This window comes from Actinoplanes couchii (assembly GCF_016862075.1).
In the GTDB taxonomy this organism is placed as follows: domain Bacteria; phylum Actinomycetota; class Actinomycetes; order Mycobacteriales; family Micromonosporaceae; genus Actinoplanes; species Actinoplanes couchii.
The window spans coordinates 55,080-68,781 of the sequence record NZ_BOMG01000110.1 but is presented as its reverse complement, the minus strand read 5'-3'; the positions used below and the strand labels follow the sequence as shown (position 1 = coordinate 68,781).

The following is a 13,702-nucleotide window of genomic DNA, read 5'->3' as shown; positions in this document are numbered from 1 at the left end:
ACCGACGACGCCGCAGGCGAGGGCCAGAAGAGCATGCCAAGGCAGGCACAGCGTGACCGTCATCGGTATCCGGTGCGACGCGGGACCGAAGACCGGGGTCGGGCATCTCGTACGGTGCGTGGCCCTGGCCGAGGAGCTCGTCGCGCGGGGTGTGGACGTGCACTTCCTCAGTGACCTCGGCGGGTTGGCCTGGGCCGAGGCGCAACTGCGGCAGCGCGGGCTGCCCTGGCATCCGGCGCCCTACGACGAGGTGGGACTGGTCGCCGCGGTCGAACGGCTCGGGCTGGACGCGCTGGTGGTGGACTCGTACACGCTGCCGCCGGCGCATTCCAAGGCGGTCCGGGCCACCGGGCGGACCGTGCTGGCCATCGTGGACGGTGACACCCGCGGGCAGGACGCCGACATCTACGTCGATCAGAACCTGGACACCGCACTCGACGCGGACGGCACCCTGCTGACCGGAATCGATTACGCCCTGCTGCGTACCTCGGTACGCCGCCTGCGGCCGCCCGCTGCTCCGGTGCACCTCTCCGGGCGTACCGCAAAGGTGGTCGCGTTTTTCGGTGGAACCGACGCCTATCGTGCCGCGCCGCAGGTCGCGCGACTGCTCGCGGACACCGCGGCGCCTTTCGACGCGACGGTGATCGCCGCCGACCCGGGCCTGCGCGCCGACCTGGAGTCGATCCCGGCCGGCGAGGACCAGAATTTCGAGATCATCGACCCGACCGACCGGCTGCCGGAGCTGCTCGCCGAGGCCGACCTGGTGGTCAGCGCCAGCGGCACGTCGACTTGGGAGCTGCTCTGCCTCGGCCGGGCGGCGGCCCTGGTCTGGGTGGTCGACAACCAGATCCTCGGGTACGACCGGACCATCGCCCGTGGGTACGCGGCGGGGCTGGGCCGGCTCGGTGACTTCGACGAGCACGCCGTCACCACGCTGCGCCGGCTGCTGCTGAACCCGGCCGACCGCACCGCGCTGGCCGTGCAGGGCTGGGCCGCGGTCGACGGCCGGGGTGTCGAACGGGTCGCGGACACCCTGCTCAGAGGGCGGTGACCGCGGTTCAGAGGGCGGTGACCTCAATGACGACCTTGCCGACCGCGTGGTTCTCGACCGCCTCGTGCGCCTCGCCGATGCGGTCGAGCGGGAACCGGATGAGCGGCAGCCCGGCCTCCTCGCCGACCCGGAAGGCACCCGCGTTGACCGCTTCGGCGACCGCCTCGACCGCGTTCGCCTTCTCCCGCGGCTTGGTTGAGTAGGTGAGCACGAAGTCCAGGCTGGCGTTCTTCATCATCGCCCGAAAACTGGGCACCCGGACCTTCCCGCCCACGTAGATCGCGATGTTGCCGCCCGGGGCGATCATGTCCAGGTCCAGGTCGAGATTGTCGGTGTTGACCTCGACGATCACGTCCGGTCCGGCCGGGCTGATCTCACGGACCCGGGCGGCGACGTCCTCCTCGCGGTAGTCGATCACCGCGTCGGCGCCGGCCGCGAGCGCCAGCTCCGCCTTCTCCTTGGAACTGACCGTGGTGAGCACCGTTGCGCCGGCCCACTTGCCGAGCTGGATCGCCGCGTTGCCGACCGCGCCCGCCCCACCGGCCACCAGCACGGTCCGGCCGGCCAGCGCGCCCGGCTGCAGACGGTCCGGCCCGTCCGCGGCCAGCGTCAGGCACCGGTGCGCGGTCAGCGCGGGGATGCCCAGACCGGCCCCGACCTCGATCGGGATGTCGTCGTTCATCCGCACCACCTGGTGCCGGGGCAGCACCACATACTCCTGGGCGGTCCCATTCACCCGGCCGAACCCGGCATCCCACACCCACACCCGGTCACCGCACTCCAGGTCCCGCACACCCTCGCCGAGCGCGTCCACCACACCTGCGCCGTCCTGGTTCGGCACCCGTGGTGGCGCCACCCCGTCCGGCACGCCCCGGCCCGCCCGGGTGCCGGTGTCGGTCGGGTTCACCGCCGAGTACACGATCCGGACCCGCACCTCCCCCGCACCGGCCGGCGGCAGGTCACGGTCGACGATCTGGAGGACGGAGGCGGGACCGGGCTCGTGGAAGACGGCAGCGCGCATACCCCCACCCTATTTCGCTCTCAGGCGTTCTTTCGGGTTGCCGAACAGGAGTATGCCGAGTTCTGGGAGGTAGCCCGTGCCCACCGTGTTGATCGCCGATGACGAGATCGACCATCGTGAGCTGCTGACACTCGTCCTGCACCGGCTCGGCTACGACGTGGTCACGGCGGGGGACGGCGGCGCCGCGATGGAGTTGCTGACCGCCGGGGGCGTCGACGCGGTGCTGGCCGACGTGCGCATGCCCGGGGTCTCGGGAATCGAACTGTGCCGGATGATCCGGAACTCACCGGTGCTGGAGAACCTTCCGGTGATCGTGATCAGCGCCGACGTGCACCGTCATCAGATCATGACCGCGTTGCACGCCGGCGCCGACGACTTCCTGCCGAAACCGTTCACCCGGGACCAGCTCGGCAGCCGTCTGGAAGGGCTGCTCGGCACCAGGTCCGGGAAGGCGGCCCGGTCGGCGACGGCGGCCCGGGCGGCACTGCTGGCCGCCCGGCAAGCCCTGGCTTCGGAGGCGAAACCGGAACAACCGCCGTTCCGTCGTACCGCCTGAGTCAGTTGATTTTGATCAGCTGAGCCTCGGTGGCACTGCTGTTGTCCTGGCTGACCACCATCAGGCCCTTGGCCGGGCTCTTCGCGAACTCGGCCTTGTCGAACACGACCTTCGAGGTGGCGGTCCTGTTCGGCGCGACCGCACCGACCGGGCCGGTGGTGACGGCCGGGGTGAACGCGTTGAACGTCGCGGTCCCGGCGATCTCGTCGTTGTTGCCGTCGATCAGGCCGACACTCTCCACGTGGTAGGTCAGGCGCGGGTTCTCCGCCGACAGGCACGGCGAGCCGGCCTCGCAGAGCTGGGAGACCAGCACCGGCAGCACGATGGTGCTGCTGTCGAACGGGGCGTCGGCGAAGAGCTCCAGCGTGCCGCCGCCGGTCCGCAGGTCGAAGACGGCCGTGACCAGCTCGCCGGTCAGGTCGCCGGTGGTGAGCAGGCCGTAGTCGGCGCCCACGACCAGGTAGTCGTCGACCTTGTCGCCGTTGACGTCGACGTAGACGTCGAACTCGTTGCGGGCGGCGTTCGACAGGCGGTTGTGGGTGCTGATCGCGAACGCGACGGCGTTGTCGGCGGGCAGGCTCTGCACCCCGACGGCCTTCAGGTCCGCGGCGCCCGGAGCGTCCTTGCCGTCGGACAGGCCCCACGCGAACACGTCGGCGGTCCCGGCGACGGCGCCCTTGCGGTTGGTCACGGTGGCCGTGGCCGAGCCCTTCTTCTTGAGGGCGTTGACGTCCAGCGCCGTGCTCACCTTCGACACGGCCTGCGGCACCAGGTAGTACGGCACCCGCAGCGCGACACCGTCGTTGCTCTTACCGGTCGGGGTGAGGGTGATCAGCCCGGCGACGTCCCGGAACGCGCTGGAGTCACCCGCGGTCCCGGCGGCCACCTCGAGGGTGACACCGACCTCGGTCTCGCCCTTACCGGCCAGGGTCACCGTCTTCTTCGACAGCTTCACCTTGTGCGGGCTGCCCGCGGGCAGGGTGGCCGCGACGGTGAAGGTCTGCTTGGTCCGGCTCAGGTTCTTGACCTTGACGACCTTGCGCTTGCTGTACGTCTTGTCCAGCTCGGCGAAGCCGTAGTTCAGGGTGGCGGTGCCCTTGTCACCGAGCGCCACGACCTGGGTGTTCACCGCGCCCGGCGCCTGGATCAGGCCGGACCCGTTGATCCGGGTGGAGTAGTCGGCGACACCGGACGGGTCGGCCGTGTTGACCATGGCCGCCTTCCAGTACTCGACCTTGCGCCAGTCCGGGTGCGCCTGCTTGACCAGGGCCGCCTGACCGGCGGTCATCGGGGCGGCCATCGAGGTGCCGGACATGGCGACCGTGCCGGTGCCCGCGCCGACGCCGGCCGAGAAGATGCTCACGCCAGGGGCGGTGACGTCCGGCTTCAGCCAGCTGTCACCGACCCGCGCGCCACCCGAGGAGAAGCTGGCCGTCGCCTTGTAACCCGGGTTCTCCAGGTTCAGGTTGGTCAGCGAGAGGCCGGTACCGTCCGCGGCCTGCAGGGTCGCGCCGGCCGACGACGGCACACCCAGGAACGGGATGGTGACGTTCGCCGACTCACCGGTGTCCGGGTTGCTGGTGATCGGGCCCTCGTACGGCGGCAGGGAGTCCACGTTGTTCACCTGGATCACCGCGACCGCACCGGCGGCCTGGCCGTAGACCGCCTTGGCGACCCGGGCGCAGGTGCCCCGGGCGACCACCGCGATCGAACCGGCCGCACCGGCCGCCGCGAACTCCTCGGTGCTGCAACCCAGCCCGATGCCGCCGGCGCCGTTGCCGATCACCTTGATCGGAGCGGTGAGGCCGTCGGTGAAGGTGGCGCCGTTGGCGTTGACCGCGTCCAGGCCCAGCGACAGCCGCGCACCCGGGAAGGCCGGGGTCGGGTCGCTGGCGGCGACGCTGATCGTGCTGGTCGAGGCCGCCGGGCTGCCGGTGATGTACGGCGCCGGGCCGGAGTTGCCGGCCGACGCGACCACGATCACGCCGTTCTTCGAGGCGTTGTCCGCGGCCACCGACTCGGGCGCGTCAGCGGTGCCGAACGGCGAGCCGAGCGACATGTTGATGACGTCCATGTCGTTGGCGACGGCCCAGTTGATGGCGTCCACCGTCATGTCGGTGGAGCCGTTGCAGCCGAAGACCCGGACCGCGTACAGGTCCGCCTTCGGGGCCACACCCGGGCCGATGATCCACGACTTGGCGTTGATCGTGGAGTTGTCGTAGGCGCCCTGGTACGTGGTGCCGTCGGCCAGCACGCCGTAGCCGCCGATCGTGCCGGCCACGTGGGTGCCGTGCCCGCCGCAGTCCAGCGGGTTGGCGTCCGGCTTCGGCACCGGCTGGTAGGACGCGCTGGCCGGGTCGGCGTCGTAGGTGTCGCCGACCAGGTCGATACCACCCTTGATCTTCGGGGCCTTGGCGCCGAACAGCTTCGGGTCGGGCGCGGCGGTCTCGGTGGCGTGGGCGGCCTCGTACGCCGCCGGGGTGCCCGGTCCGCCGAAGTCGGCGTGGGTGTAGTCGATGCCGCTGTCGATGACCGCGACCTTGATGCCCTCACCACGCACGTTGTCCGGCGCGCTCCACACCGCCGGGGCGCCGATCAATGCCGCACCGCGGGTGTTGTCCGGCTTGACCAACTGGAGCGCGTGCACCTTGACCACGCCGGTCTCGGCGGCGAGCGTCTCCAGCTTGTCCGCGGCGACCCGGACCTTGATGCCGTTGTACGCGTCCTGGTACGCGCCGAGAACCGTGCCGCCGAGCTGACGGGCCTTCTTCTCGACAGGCGTCTGCTCGGTGCGGATCCGCTCCCGGCGCTGCTTCTTCTGGGTCGTGGTCAGCGGTTCCGTGGCGGCCGCGTCGACGACCGCGACCGGCTCCTCGCTCAGCTCGACCATCACCGTGACCTGCCGGTCGCGCATGCCGGCCGGCAGATTGTTGATCTTTGAACCGGCCGGGACCGGCTCGAACCGCTGGTCACCCGGTGCGGCGGACGCTCCGGTGGCGGTACCGACCCCCGCCACCGTCATGAGCACGCCGATGCCTGCTGCGGCGGTGAACCGCCTGATTGACTTTTCTGAGCCCACGCGGGCTGCCTCCTCCGTGCCGCGCGTACGACCCCGGCCGGGCACGGTGGTGCGAGGCTCGGACGTCGCGCGCCTCCCTCAGGACAGAGTTCGACCCGAGACGAAAATCGCCACGGGTCGATCTGATCAAGGAGTTTGCCCCGGATTTGTTACGAACACCAGCCTAGTAGTGAGCGATGATTCGGCGACCCGGTCCATCGACGGTCATTTGGCCGCCGTACGGAAGAATCCACTGCGGTGACGTGTGTCCGAAATCGATTCCAAAGGTGATCATTGCCTCGGGGTGATAGATGGCGAACGCTCTCAGCACCGCTTCACGCTGCTCGTCCCGATATTTCTGCCGTTCCGCCACCGGCCGGGGCTCGAACAGCGCGGTGGCCTTGGCCGTCGCCACCAGCACCGCCGGGAACTGCTCCAGCAGACCGCGCTCGCCGAAGTTGCGCAGCATCCGGAACACCTCCGCACCGGGCGGCATCTCCTCGGAGGTCTCCAGCAACAGGATCGATCCGGCGTACCGCTCGTTCGGCAGGATCCACCGGCCGGCCGCCAGATTCCAGTGCAGGATCTCCAGGTTGCCACCCCAGGTCTTCGCGGTGACCGTCCGGTCCGGCTGGTGCCAGTGCCGTCCCGGGCTCGGCGCCGGCGGTGACGTTTCGGTCAACGCCCGCGGGTCGTCCCAGCCGATCTCCTCCTCGGAGAACTCGGCCACCGGCGTGATCTCCAGGTCGCCACCGTCGAAGAGGGCCGCGCGCAACGAGGCCGCATGAAGGGGATCAGTGGGGTATTCGCGCCCGATGTGAACCATTGTGGACCCGCCATGGAAGGACTTCACGCCCTGATTCCACAGCCAGTTCAGCAGGTTGGTGTTGTCCGAGTAGCCGAAGAACGGCTTGGGATCGGCCCGGAACGGCGCCGGGTCCAGAAACGGCAGCACGGTGAGCTGGTCGTCACCACCGACGACGGCCAGGACCGCCCGGATCGACGGGTCCGCGTAGGCCGCCGTCAGGTCGGCGGCCCGGTCCTGCGGAGAGGCGCCGAACCGCCTGGTGGTCGGGTACTCGACCGGCTCCAGGCCGAACTCCTCGCGCAGCCGCTTCATGGCCAGCTCGTGGACGGCGGGGAAGAGCGCGGGCGCCGCGAACGACGGGGACACGACCGCGACACGGTCACCGGGGCGAAGTCTCATGATCTCCATTCAACCCGCCCCGGCAACCGCTTTCAGGCCATCGATGCCGTCCCGAGCACCTTCCCGTCCCGGTCGGTGATCAATATGGCCGCGACGTCGGACATCTGCGCCGAACTCGCGCCGGTCAGCTTGGCCTCGCCGTCGGCGCTGTCACCCCAGGCCGCGGCCTGCTGGGTGCTGCCGTCCTTCATCCGGACCAGGCACAGGAACGGCCCGTCGCCGGACATCCGGGTGACCGCCAGGGACACCTCGACGCCCCACTTCTTCGGGACCACCGCGGCGGTGCCGGTCAGCCCGTTGCCCGGAGCCGGCTGGAACTGGGCGCTGACCGCGCTGGGCAGCGCCACCACCCCCGGATCCGGAGCGCCCGGGGTCTGGCCGGTGTTGGTCATGATCCCGTAGCCGATGGCCGCGGCGGCGATCAGCGTGACCGAGGCGGCGGCGAGCCAGCGCACCCGGTTGACCCGGGTCTCCTTGTACTTCTCGGCCCGCATCCGGCCGAGCAGACTCTCGATGTTCTGTGGACTGGGCCGGGCCGTCGGGCCGACCGCGAGGGCGGCGCCACCGCCGATGTGCCGTGCGTCCGGCAGGTGCTGGAGCATCTCCGGGACCGGCGCCAGCAGGTCGAGCTCGGCCCGGCAGTCGGCGCAGTCGTGCAGGTGCTCGTCGAGCTTCTCGGTGTCCGCTTCGTCGAGTCCACCGAGGAGGTACCCGCCGAGCAACCTGTGCAGCGCTCCGTGTTCGTCGAGGTCGCTCATCGAAGCATCCCCATCTCTTCAAATACCGTGCGTAACGCTCGTACGGCGTAGTAGGCGCGTGATTTGACCGTGCCCTCCGGCACCGACAGTTTCCGCGCCGCGTCCGCCACGCTCTGCCCCTCGTAGTACATCGCCTGGATGACCGCCCGGTGTTCCGGCGAGAGTCGCTCCAGCGCCTCCGCCACCAGCCAGCCTTCCACCATTTGATCAACATTGTCAGCCGACGGCACCGAGTTGACCGCGTTCTCATCGGCGACCAGGCGTGGTCGGCGCTGTTCGGCGCGCCACGCGTTGGTCACCACGTTGCGGGCGATGGTGAGCAGGTACGACCTGGTTCGTCCCGGTTCCGGGTCGAGGTGGTCGATGTGCTTCCAAGCCCGCAACAACGTCTCCTGAACCACGTCCTCCGCTTTGTGCCGGTCCGACACGTAGCGGGAGACAAAGTTGATCAAGACGGCATAGTGTTCGGTGTAGAGCGCGGTCATCAGTTGCTCGTCGGGGCTCACCCGTCGCTTCATCGGCGCCAGCTCTCCCCTCGGGTTGGGCCCGTCCACCCGGATGTACATCGTGGCATGTGGACCGGTTCAACGAGCGCCCGCGGAAGACGGAAACATCGATGCCCGGCACCCTTTCGGGTACCGGGCATCGATCTTGAAGACGCTGGTCAGCAGACTCCGGGGCCGCCGTAGCGGAAGGCGCGGGTGCTCAGCCGCGACACGGTGTAGACGTCCGTGGTGCTGCTGACGGCCAGCTCCGCCGTCGGCCCGTTCAGGTAGGTGACGCTGCTGAACCGGGAGGCGTTCGTGTCGTCCGGGGTCAGGCCGTTGCCCATCTGGGTGCACGGCTTCGGGCTGGCCGCGGCCACCTCACCGAACATCTGGACGTTGCCGCTCTTGGTGAAGCCGCTGGTGGCCCAGAGCTTGTCCGGGAAGTAGCCGACCCACTCCGACTCGTACGCGACCCACCAGCCGCCGGCGTTGTACTGGATGCCGACCTTCTTCATGGTGTCCTGCGGCAGGGTGGCGCCGGGCTTGATGTTCGCGCTGTACTGCACGAATCCGCAGCCGTTGTAGCAGCCGGGCTTGCCGTCGGCCCAGTGGTAGACGAACAGGTGCGGGTCCTCGTCGCCGTTGACGTTCCGGTTCACCATCCAGCCGACCTCGACGACCTGCAGGTTGTCCGCCGACTGGATGGCGATCTCGGCGAGCGAGTGGTAGTCGGCCTTGCCCAGCGACGGCTTGCTGATGGTCATGTTGGCGTAGGCACCTTCGGTCACCGCCGCCTGCGAGCCCATGTTGTAGAGGTAGTGGACGGTCGCCTCGTCGGCCTTCTTCGCCGCCGTCGTGGTCGCCGTGCGCATCGCCGGCGGCTTGGGCGGCGGCGCCGTGACGCGCTCCGACTTGCGGCCGCCCCGGCGGGTGGCGATCCCCTTCGGGGCGTGCTCCTCACCCGCTTCGGCGCCGGCGGTGTCGGGAGCGGCGTCCAGACCGGCCGCCTTGAGGGATCTGCTGCTCGCGCCGTCGCGCCCGGTCTCCAGGTCCTCCGGCAGCGCGCCCCAGGGCAGCCGCGCCGGCGGGGTCGGTTCGGTTTCCGCCGCGGCGGAGGCGACGGCCGGCGCCGGGATCTGCTCCGCGCCCGCGTTGAGCGTCGACACGACTCCGATGGAGGCGACGACAGCTGCGGAGATGCCAACGGCGAGCAGTCCGCGGCGTGACTTCAGCACGGGTCCGTCCTCGATGTGTCAGGGCCTCATGGCCGGGACATCGGAGGCGGCCACTCGGCGGACTCCGGCAACCGGTTTCCCGGCGGCGCTGGTCACCATATAGCTTCCGCAATGGGGTATGGACCGCCTGAGCAGCGTATTTCGGCGGAACAGCCGACCGGTGTAGGCCGATCCGGTGACCCATCGACCGATTTGCTCGACCCAGAGTGCACATGCGACTGCGCACCGCAGTTTTTCGCACCAGATTTCGAAAGAGGCAAAGTTCGCCAAGCCTCTTTCGAGTTCAACGCAAGATCACGGATTCGCCACATCCGGGTGCGGATCTTGTGGTAAAACCTATCATGTCTATAGGATAACTATCCTAAACCTGGAGGGGCACCGTGGCCGTCACCGGCGTTCGACTCGATCATCTCGCCATCGCTCAGAGCTTCTCGGCCGCTGCCGACGAGTGGGCCGTGGCACCCCGCTTCAACCCGGTCGAGCGGTGGTACCACCGGCTCGCGGCCGCCGACGACCACGAGGTCTGGCTGCTCACCTGGCTGCCCGGGCAGGCCACCGAGATCCACGACCACGGCGGGTCGGCCGGCGCCTTCTTCGTGCACAGCGGCACCCTCGCCGAGGACACCGTCGCGGTCTCCGGCGGCATCCCCCGGGTCGTCTCCCGGGAGCTGGGTGAGGGCGCCGGCCGCCGCTTCGGCAGCCACCACGTCCACCGCATCGAGAACCGCTCCGCCCGCCCGGCGGTCAGCGTGCACGTCTACGGCCCGGCCCTGACCCGGATGACCAAGTACCGGCTGTCCCCGGCCGGCCTGGAGGTCCTCACCGTGGAGCGCGCCGGCGCCGAGTGGTGACCGGCCGGGTGTGACTACTTGGCGATGATCACGCCCGAGCGGCCGCTGTAGAGGTGCCGGGTGCCGTCCAGGTCCCGGCCGGTGTTCGGCGCGTCCAGCCAGACGATGTACGGGGCGCCCGGGGTCAGCCCGGTGATCGTGGTGCTCACCGTGCAACCCGTCCCGGCGCCGACGGCCTTCCATGTCGGTTCTGGCTGAGCACCGGAGACCAACCGCTGCGGTACGGCCGCGACACGGTAGTTGGAGTCGTACTGCCGCGGCCATTCGACCTTGACCGAACCCGTGCCCACGGTGACCTCGACCGGGATGAACACCCGCCAGTCGGTCCGCGGCCAGCGCTTGGTGCAGCTCGGGTCCGGTGACGGCGTGGCGACCGAGGCCGACGGCGAAGCGGTCGCCTTCCCCGCCCCGGTGGCGCTCGGCGACGGTGTGGGCGACCCCTGGTCCACCATGATCCACGGCTTGCCCATCGTGGCGGTCGTCCCCGCACCGCCGGAGTCACCGGTGCCACCGCCCGAGAGCCCCAGCGCGGCGCAGCCGCCGAGAGCCAGGGAAGCCGCCGCCAGGGTGAGACCGATACCGGTGGTGCGCCGCATGTACGTCCTCTCGGTGGGTGGTCCCCTACCGTTCGGCCGCGCTCTCCCGCTCCTTAGGCCGGATCGGGTCGGTGAAATCCCAGCCGTCGGCTAGGAGGCCGTCGACCGCGTCGATCGCGGCGCGCAGCCGGGTGCGGTATCCGCCGGTCAGCGCCCGCCAGGGCGTGTCGCCGGCGGCCAGCTCGTCCCGGAACCGGCCGGTCATCCAGTGCCGCAGGTGTTCCCCGTCACGCAGGCCGTCGTCGTCGAAGGGCACCCCGACACTGTCGGTCAGCAGGTACAGGTCCGGCGCGCGGACCAGGGCGCGCACCTCCGGCGAGGTGCCGCCCAGGTAACGCTCCTCCCACACCGTGGTGGCGAACGCGTCGGTGTCGCCGAACAGCACCGGCGAACCGGCCCCGGCGGCGGCGTCCTCGGCCGCGTTCTGCTCCCGGGCGACGGTCACGAAGTCGGCACGGTCCCAGGTCACGTCGAAGACCGTCGCCGCCGGCCGGACTGCCCGCAGCGCGGTGAGCTTGCGCTCGGTCAGCTCCCGGCCGAACTCGGGCACCCACCGGGTCGGCGCCCAGGGCCCGCCCCGGGACCGGTAGTGCCGGGCCAGCGCCCGGGCCATGGTGGTGGTGCCGGACGACTCGGCGCCGACCACGATCACCCGGCGGGCCAGCCAGCCGCGGGCGCCCGGCCCGAGCCGGTCCCAGTGGGCGACCGGGTCGGCGCGGATCGCGGTCCCGGAGACCGGCACCCGCTCCCGCCCCGGGTCGACGAGCACCGCCTCGGCGCCGAACCGGTCGGCCAGCTCGGTCCCGTACTCCTCGGAGGAGAAGACCGCGTCCACCCGGTCGGTGCCGGCCGCCGCCCGGAAGACGGCCATGTGCAGCTCCCAGACCGCCGGATCGGCGTAGTCCACCGGATGGTCGTCGTGCACCCCCACGAACCGCACCGAGGGCCCGTGCGCGGCTCTCAGCCAGTCCAGCCGGGCCGCCAGCGGGATGCTCTCCCGGGACGACGGCGCCACCACGACGGTGACCCGTTCGCAGGCGGCCGCGGCGGTGTCGATCAGCGCGTGGTGACCCGTGTGCGGTGGATAGAACTTCCCGACGATCAGACCGTGCCGGTACGTCATGGGGTCACCGCCGCTCGTTGCGCGCGCCGGACGGCCCGCCAGGAACGCAGGCCGAGCACGCAGAGGATCAGGAAGGCCACGTAGAGGATCGCGGTGAGCCACAGGTCCTTGTAGCCGTACAGCGGGATGTAGATCACATCGGCGGCGATCCACAGCCACCAGTTCTCCACCAGCTTGCGGGTCTGGCCGTACGTCGCGAGCAGGGAGAGTGCCGTGGTCAGCGCGTCCGCCAGCGGCACCGTGGAGCCGGTCAGCCGGTCCAGGAAGAGCCACAGGCCACCGGTCAGCAGCACCCCGGCGCCGGCCAGGGCGAGCCATTCGCCCCGGGTGGTGGACCGGACCACCAGGCGGGTCCGGTTCTGCCCGCCGTAGAGCCAGGACCACCAGCCGTAGAAGCCCAGGATCACGTAGACGATCTGCAGGCCGGCGTCGGCGTACAGCCCGGCGGTCCAGAAGACCAGCATCAGCAGCAGGACGTTGAGGATGCCGAGCGGCCAGTTGAGGATGTGCCTGCGGACCAGCAGGCCGACGGTGAGCAGGCCGGTGCCGAAGCCCAGCGCCTCCGCCCACGAGGTGGGTGCCCCGAACGCCACCACGGCCGGGCTGTTCAGCCAATCGATCATCGGAACAGCATCCCGCGCGGCACGCTCCCGGGGCTATCCCGCCGGGCGCAGCCGGTGCCCGGCCATCTCCAGTTCGCCGTCGTGGACGTGCACCGGGGTGTGCAGGCCGGAGTCGTCGCGCAGCACGACCGACGCGCCGTCGACGTCGTAGGTGCCCCGGGCCGGACGCCGGCGGCCGGCCACCTCGCCGGCGAACGTGCCGTCGGTGTGCAGCCGGAGCCGTACCACCCCGTCCGGGCTGCGCCAGGTCCCGATCACGGACATGGCGCTCGCCGTCCGGGACCGGGCCGCGGCCGGACCGTGGTGGGCCGTCCCGCCCATCGCGATGGCGAGGAGCGAAGCGGCGTCCAGGACGGTGAAGTCGACGCGCGGGTCGAAGGCAGTCTGCATCAGGCTCGGCTTCCGGCTCGGGGCGTGGTTACGCCCTCTCCGGTCGGCACCGAACGGCCGGGTCGCTGGATTCCGCCGGTTGCGGACCGTAGCGATCCGGTGCTCGAACGGGACCCGTCAGGCCGTGGCGCGCAACGCCGCGGTGACCGCCGCGGTGAACTTCTCCAGGTAGTCCTCCTCGATCGGCTGCCGCGCCACGGCGAGACGCCAGTAGAGCGGGCCGAGGATCATGTCGACGGCGACGTCCGGGTCGGTGCCCCGGGGCAGCTCACCCCGGGTGATCGCCTGGCCGATCAACTTCTCGCCGACGGCTGTCTGGTGGGTGCGCAGGGCCCGCTGGAGGGTCTCGGCTATCTGCGGGTTGCGGGCCGCCTCGGCCATCAGGTCCGGGATGATCTGCGAGGCCATCCGGTGCCGAAGGGCCGTGCTGACGATCAGCAGGAGGAGCTGGAGGTCGCCGGCGAAACTCCCGGTGTCCGGAAGTGGAACTTTTCGTTCCGCGATTTCCGAGACGATCTCCATTACCATTTCGAGTTTGTTGCTCCACCGACGGTAGATCGCGGTCTTGCCGACGCCGGCGCGACGGGCCACGGCTTCGATGGACAACCTGCCGTAACCCACCTCCGCCAGCTCCGTCATGACCGCGTTGCGAATCGCCACGGTGATGTCGCCTCGGAGCACCGCCGCTCCGGCTGGTGCGCGCTTGTTTGTCGCCACCCGGCCACTATAGCGCTACGACGTAACG

At 70.3% G+C, this 13,702-nt stretch carries 14 protein-coding genes; 3 read left to right on the top strand and 11 right to left on the bottom strand.

The genetic code is table 11. The features are described 5' to 3' along the window. Positions 1-52 precede the first annotated feature (52 nt). Positions 53-1,051, top strand: coding sequence for a PseG/SpsG family protein (locus tag Aco03nite_RS44675; RefSeq protein WP_203807745.1), 999 nt, complete (start codon positions 53-55; stop codon positions 1,049-1,051). A gap of 7 nt (positions 1,052-1,058) precedes the next feature. Here the strand turns inward: Aco03nite_RS44675 and Aco03nite_RS44670 are convergent, their stop codons facing one another. Beyond that, the gene (locus tag Aco03nite_RS44670) at positions 1,059-2,072 is read right to left on the bottom strand and encodes an NADPH:quinone reductase (RefSeq protein WP_203807743.1); all 1,014 of its coding nucleotides are present in this window, start codon (positions 2,070-2,072) and stop codon (positions 1,059-1,061) included. Positions 2,073-2,148: 76 nt separating this feature from the next. Here Aco03nite_RS44670 and Aco03nite_RS44665 point away from each other — a divergent pair, with 76 nt between their 5' ends. After that, on the top strand, positions 2,149-2,628 hold the full coding sequence (locus tag Aco03nite_RS44665) for a response regulator (RefSeq protein ID WP_203807741.1): 480 nt from the start codon (positions 2,149-2,151) through the stop codon (positions 2,626-2,628). Between the two features lies 1 nt (position 2,629). Here the strand turns inward: Aco03nite_RS44665 and Aco03nite_RS44660 are convergent, their stop codons facing one another. The 5 genes from Aco03nite_RS44660 to Aco03nite_RS44640 form a co-directional block, all read right to left on the bottom strand. Further along, positions 2,630-5,650, bottom strand: coding sequence for a S8 family serine peptidase (locus Aco03nite_RS44660; RefSeq protein ID WP_203807739.1), 3,021 nt, complete (start codon positions 5,648-5,650; stop codon positions 2,630-2,632). 220 nt (positions 5,651-5,870) lie between these two features. After that, on the bottom strand, positions 5,871-6,893 hold the full coding sequence (locus tag Aco03nite_RS44655) for a S66 family peptidase (RefSeq protein WP_373872689.1): 1,023 nt from the start codon (positions 6,891-6,893) through the stop codon (positions 5,871-5,873). 32 nt (positions 6,894-6,925) lie between these two features. After that, positions 6,926-7,651: a zf-HC2 domain-containing protein gene (locus Aco03nite_RS44650; protein WP_203807735.1), complete on the bottom strand. Its 726-nt coding sequence runs from the start codon at positions 7,649-7,651 to the stop codon at positions 6,926-6,928. Beyond that, positions 7,648-8,157, bottom strand: a complete 510-nt coding sequence (locus Aco03nite_RS44645; RefSeq protein ID WP_239145947.1) for a sigma-70 family RNA polymerase sigma factor — start codon at positions 8,155-8,157, stop codon at positions 7,648-7,650. The genes Aco03nite_RS44650 and Aco03nite_RS44645 overlap by 4 nt, the downstream gene beginning before the upstream one ends. 158 nt (positions 8,158-8,315) lie before the next feature. After that, positions 8,316-9,374 carry a neprosin family prolyl endopeptidase gene (locus Aco03nite_RS44640; protein ID WP_239145946.1) on the bottom strand — a complete coding sequence of 353 codons (1,059 nt, stop codon included), beginning with the start codon at positions 9,372-9,374 and terminating at the stop codon, positions 8,316-8,318. A gap of 380 nt (positions 9,375-9,754) precedes the next feature. Between Aco03nite_RS44640 and Aco03nite_RS44635 the strand changes: the two genes are divergently transcribed. Further along, positions 9,755-10,225: a cysteine dioxygenase gene (locus Aco03nite_RS44635; protein ID WP_203807731.1), complete on the top strand. Its 471-nt coding sequence runs from the start codon at positions 9,755-9,757 to the stop codon at positions 10,223-10,225. Positions 10,226-10,239: 14 nt separating this feature from the next. Here the strand turns inward: Aco03nite_RS44635 and Aco03nite_RS44630 are convergent, their stop codons facing one another. The 5 genes from Aco03nite_RS44630 to Aco03nite_RS44610 form a co-directional block, all read right to left on the bottom strand. After that, positions 10,240-10,821 carry a hypothetical protein gene (locus Aco03nite_RS44630; protein ID WP_203807729.1) on the bottom strand — a complete coding sequence of 194 codons (582 nt, stop codon included), beginning with the start codon at positions 10,819-10,821 and terminating at the stop codon, positions 10,240-10,242. Between the two features lie 25 nt (positions 10,822-10,846). Further along, positions 10,847-11,944 (bottom strand): AAA family ATPase, encoded by a 1,098-nt coding sequence (locus Aco03nite_RS44625; RefSeq protein ID WP_203807727.1) that lies wholly within the window; start codon positions 11,942-11,944, stop codon positions 10,847-10,849. Then, complete coding sequence (pnuC, locus tag Aco03nite_RS44620; protein WP_203807725.1) at positions 11,941-12,567, bottom strand: nicotinamide riboside transporter PnuC; 627 nt, start codon at positions 12,565-12,567, stop codon at positions 11,941-11,943. The genes Aco03nite_RS44625 and pnuC overlap by 4 nt, the downstream gene beginning before the upstream one ends. Positions 12,568-12,600: 33 nt before the next feature. Next, the gene (locus Aco03nite_RS44615) at positions 12,601-12,957 is read right to left on the bottom strand and encodes an Atu4866 domain-containing protein (RefSeq protein ID WP_203807723.1); all 357 of its coding nucleotides are present in this window, start codon (positions 12,955-12,957) and stop codon (positions 12,601-12,603) included. 117 nt (positions 12,958-13,074) lie between these two features. Next, positions 13,075-13,674, bottom strand: a complete 600-nt coding sequence (locus Aco03nite_RS44610) for a TetR/AcrR family transcriptional regulator (RefSeq protein ID WP_239145945.1) — start codon at positions 13,672-13,674, stop codon at positions 13,075-13,077. Between the last annotated feature and the right edge of the window lie 28 nt (positions 13,675-13,702).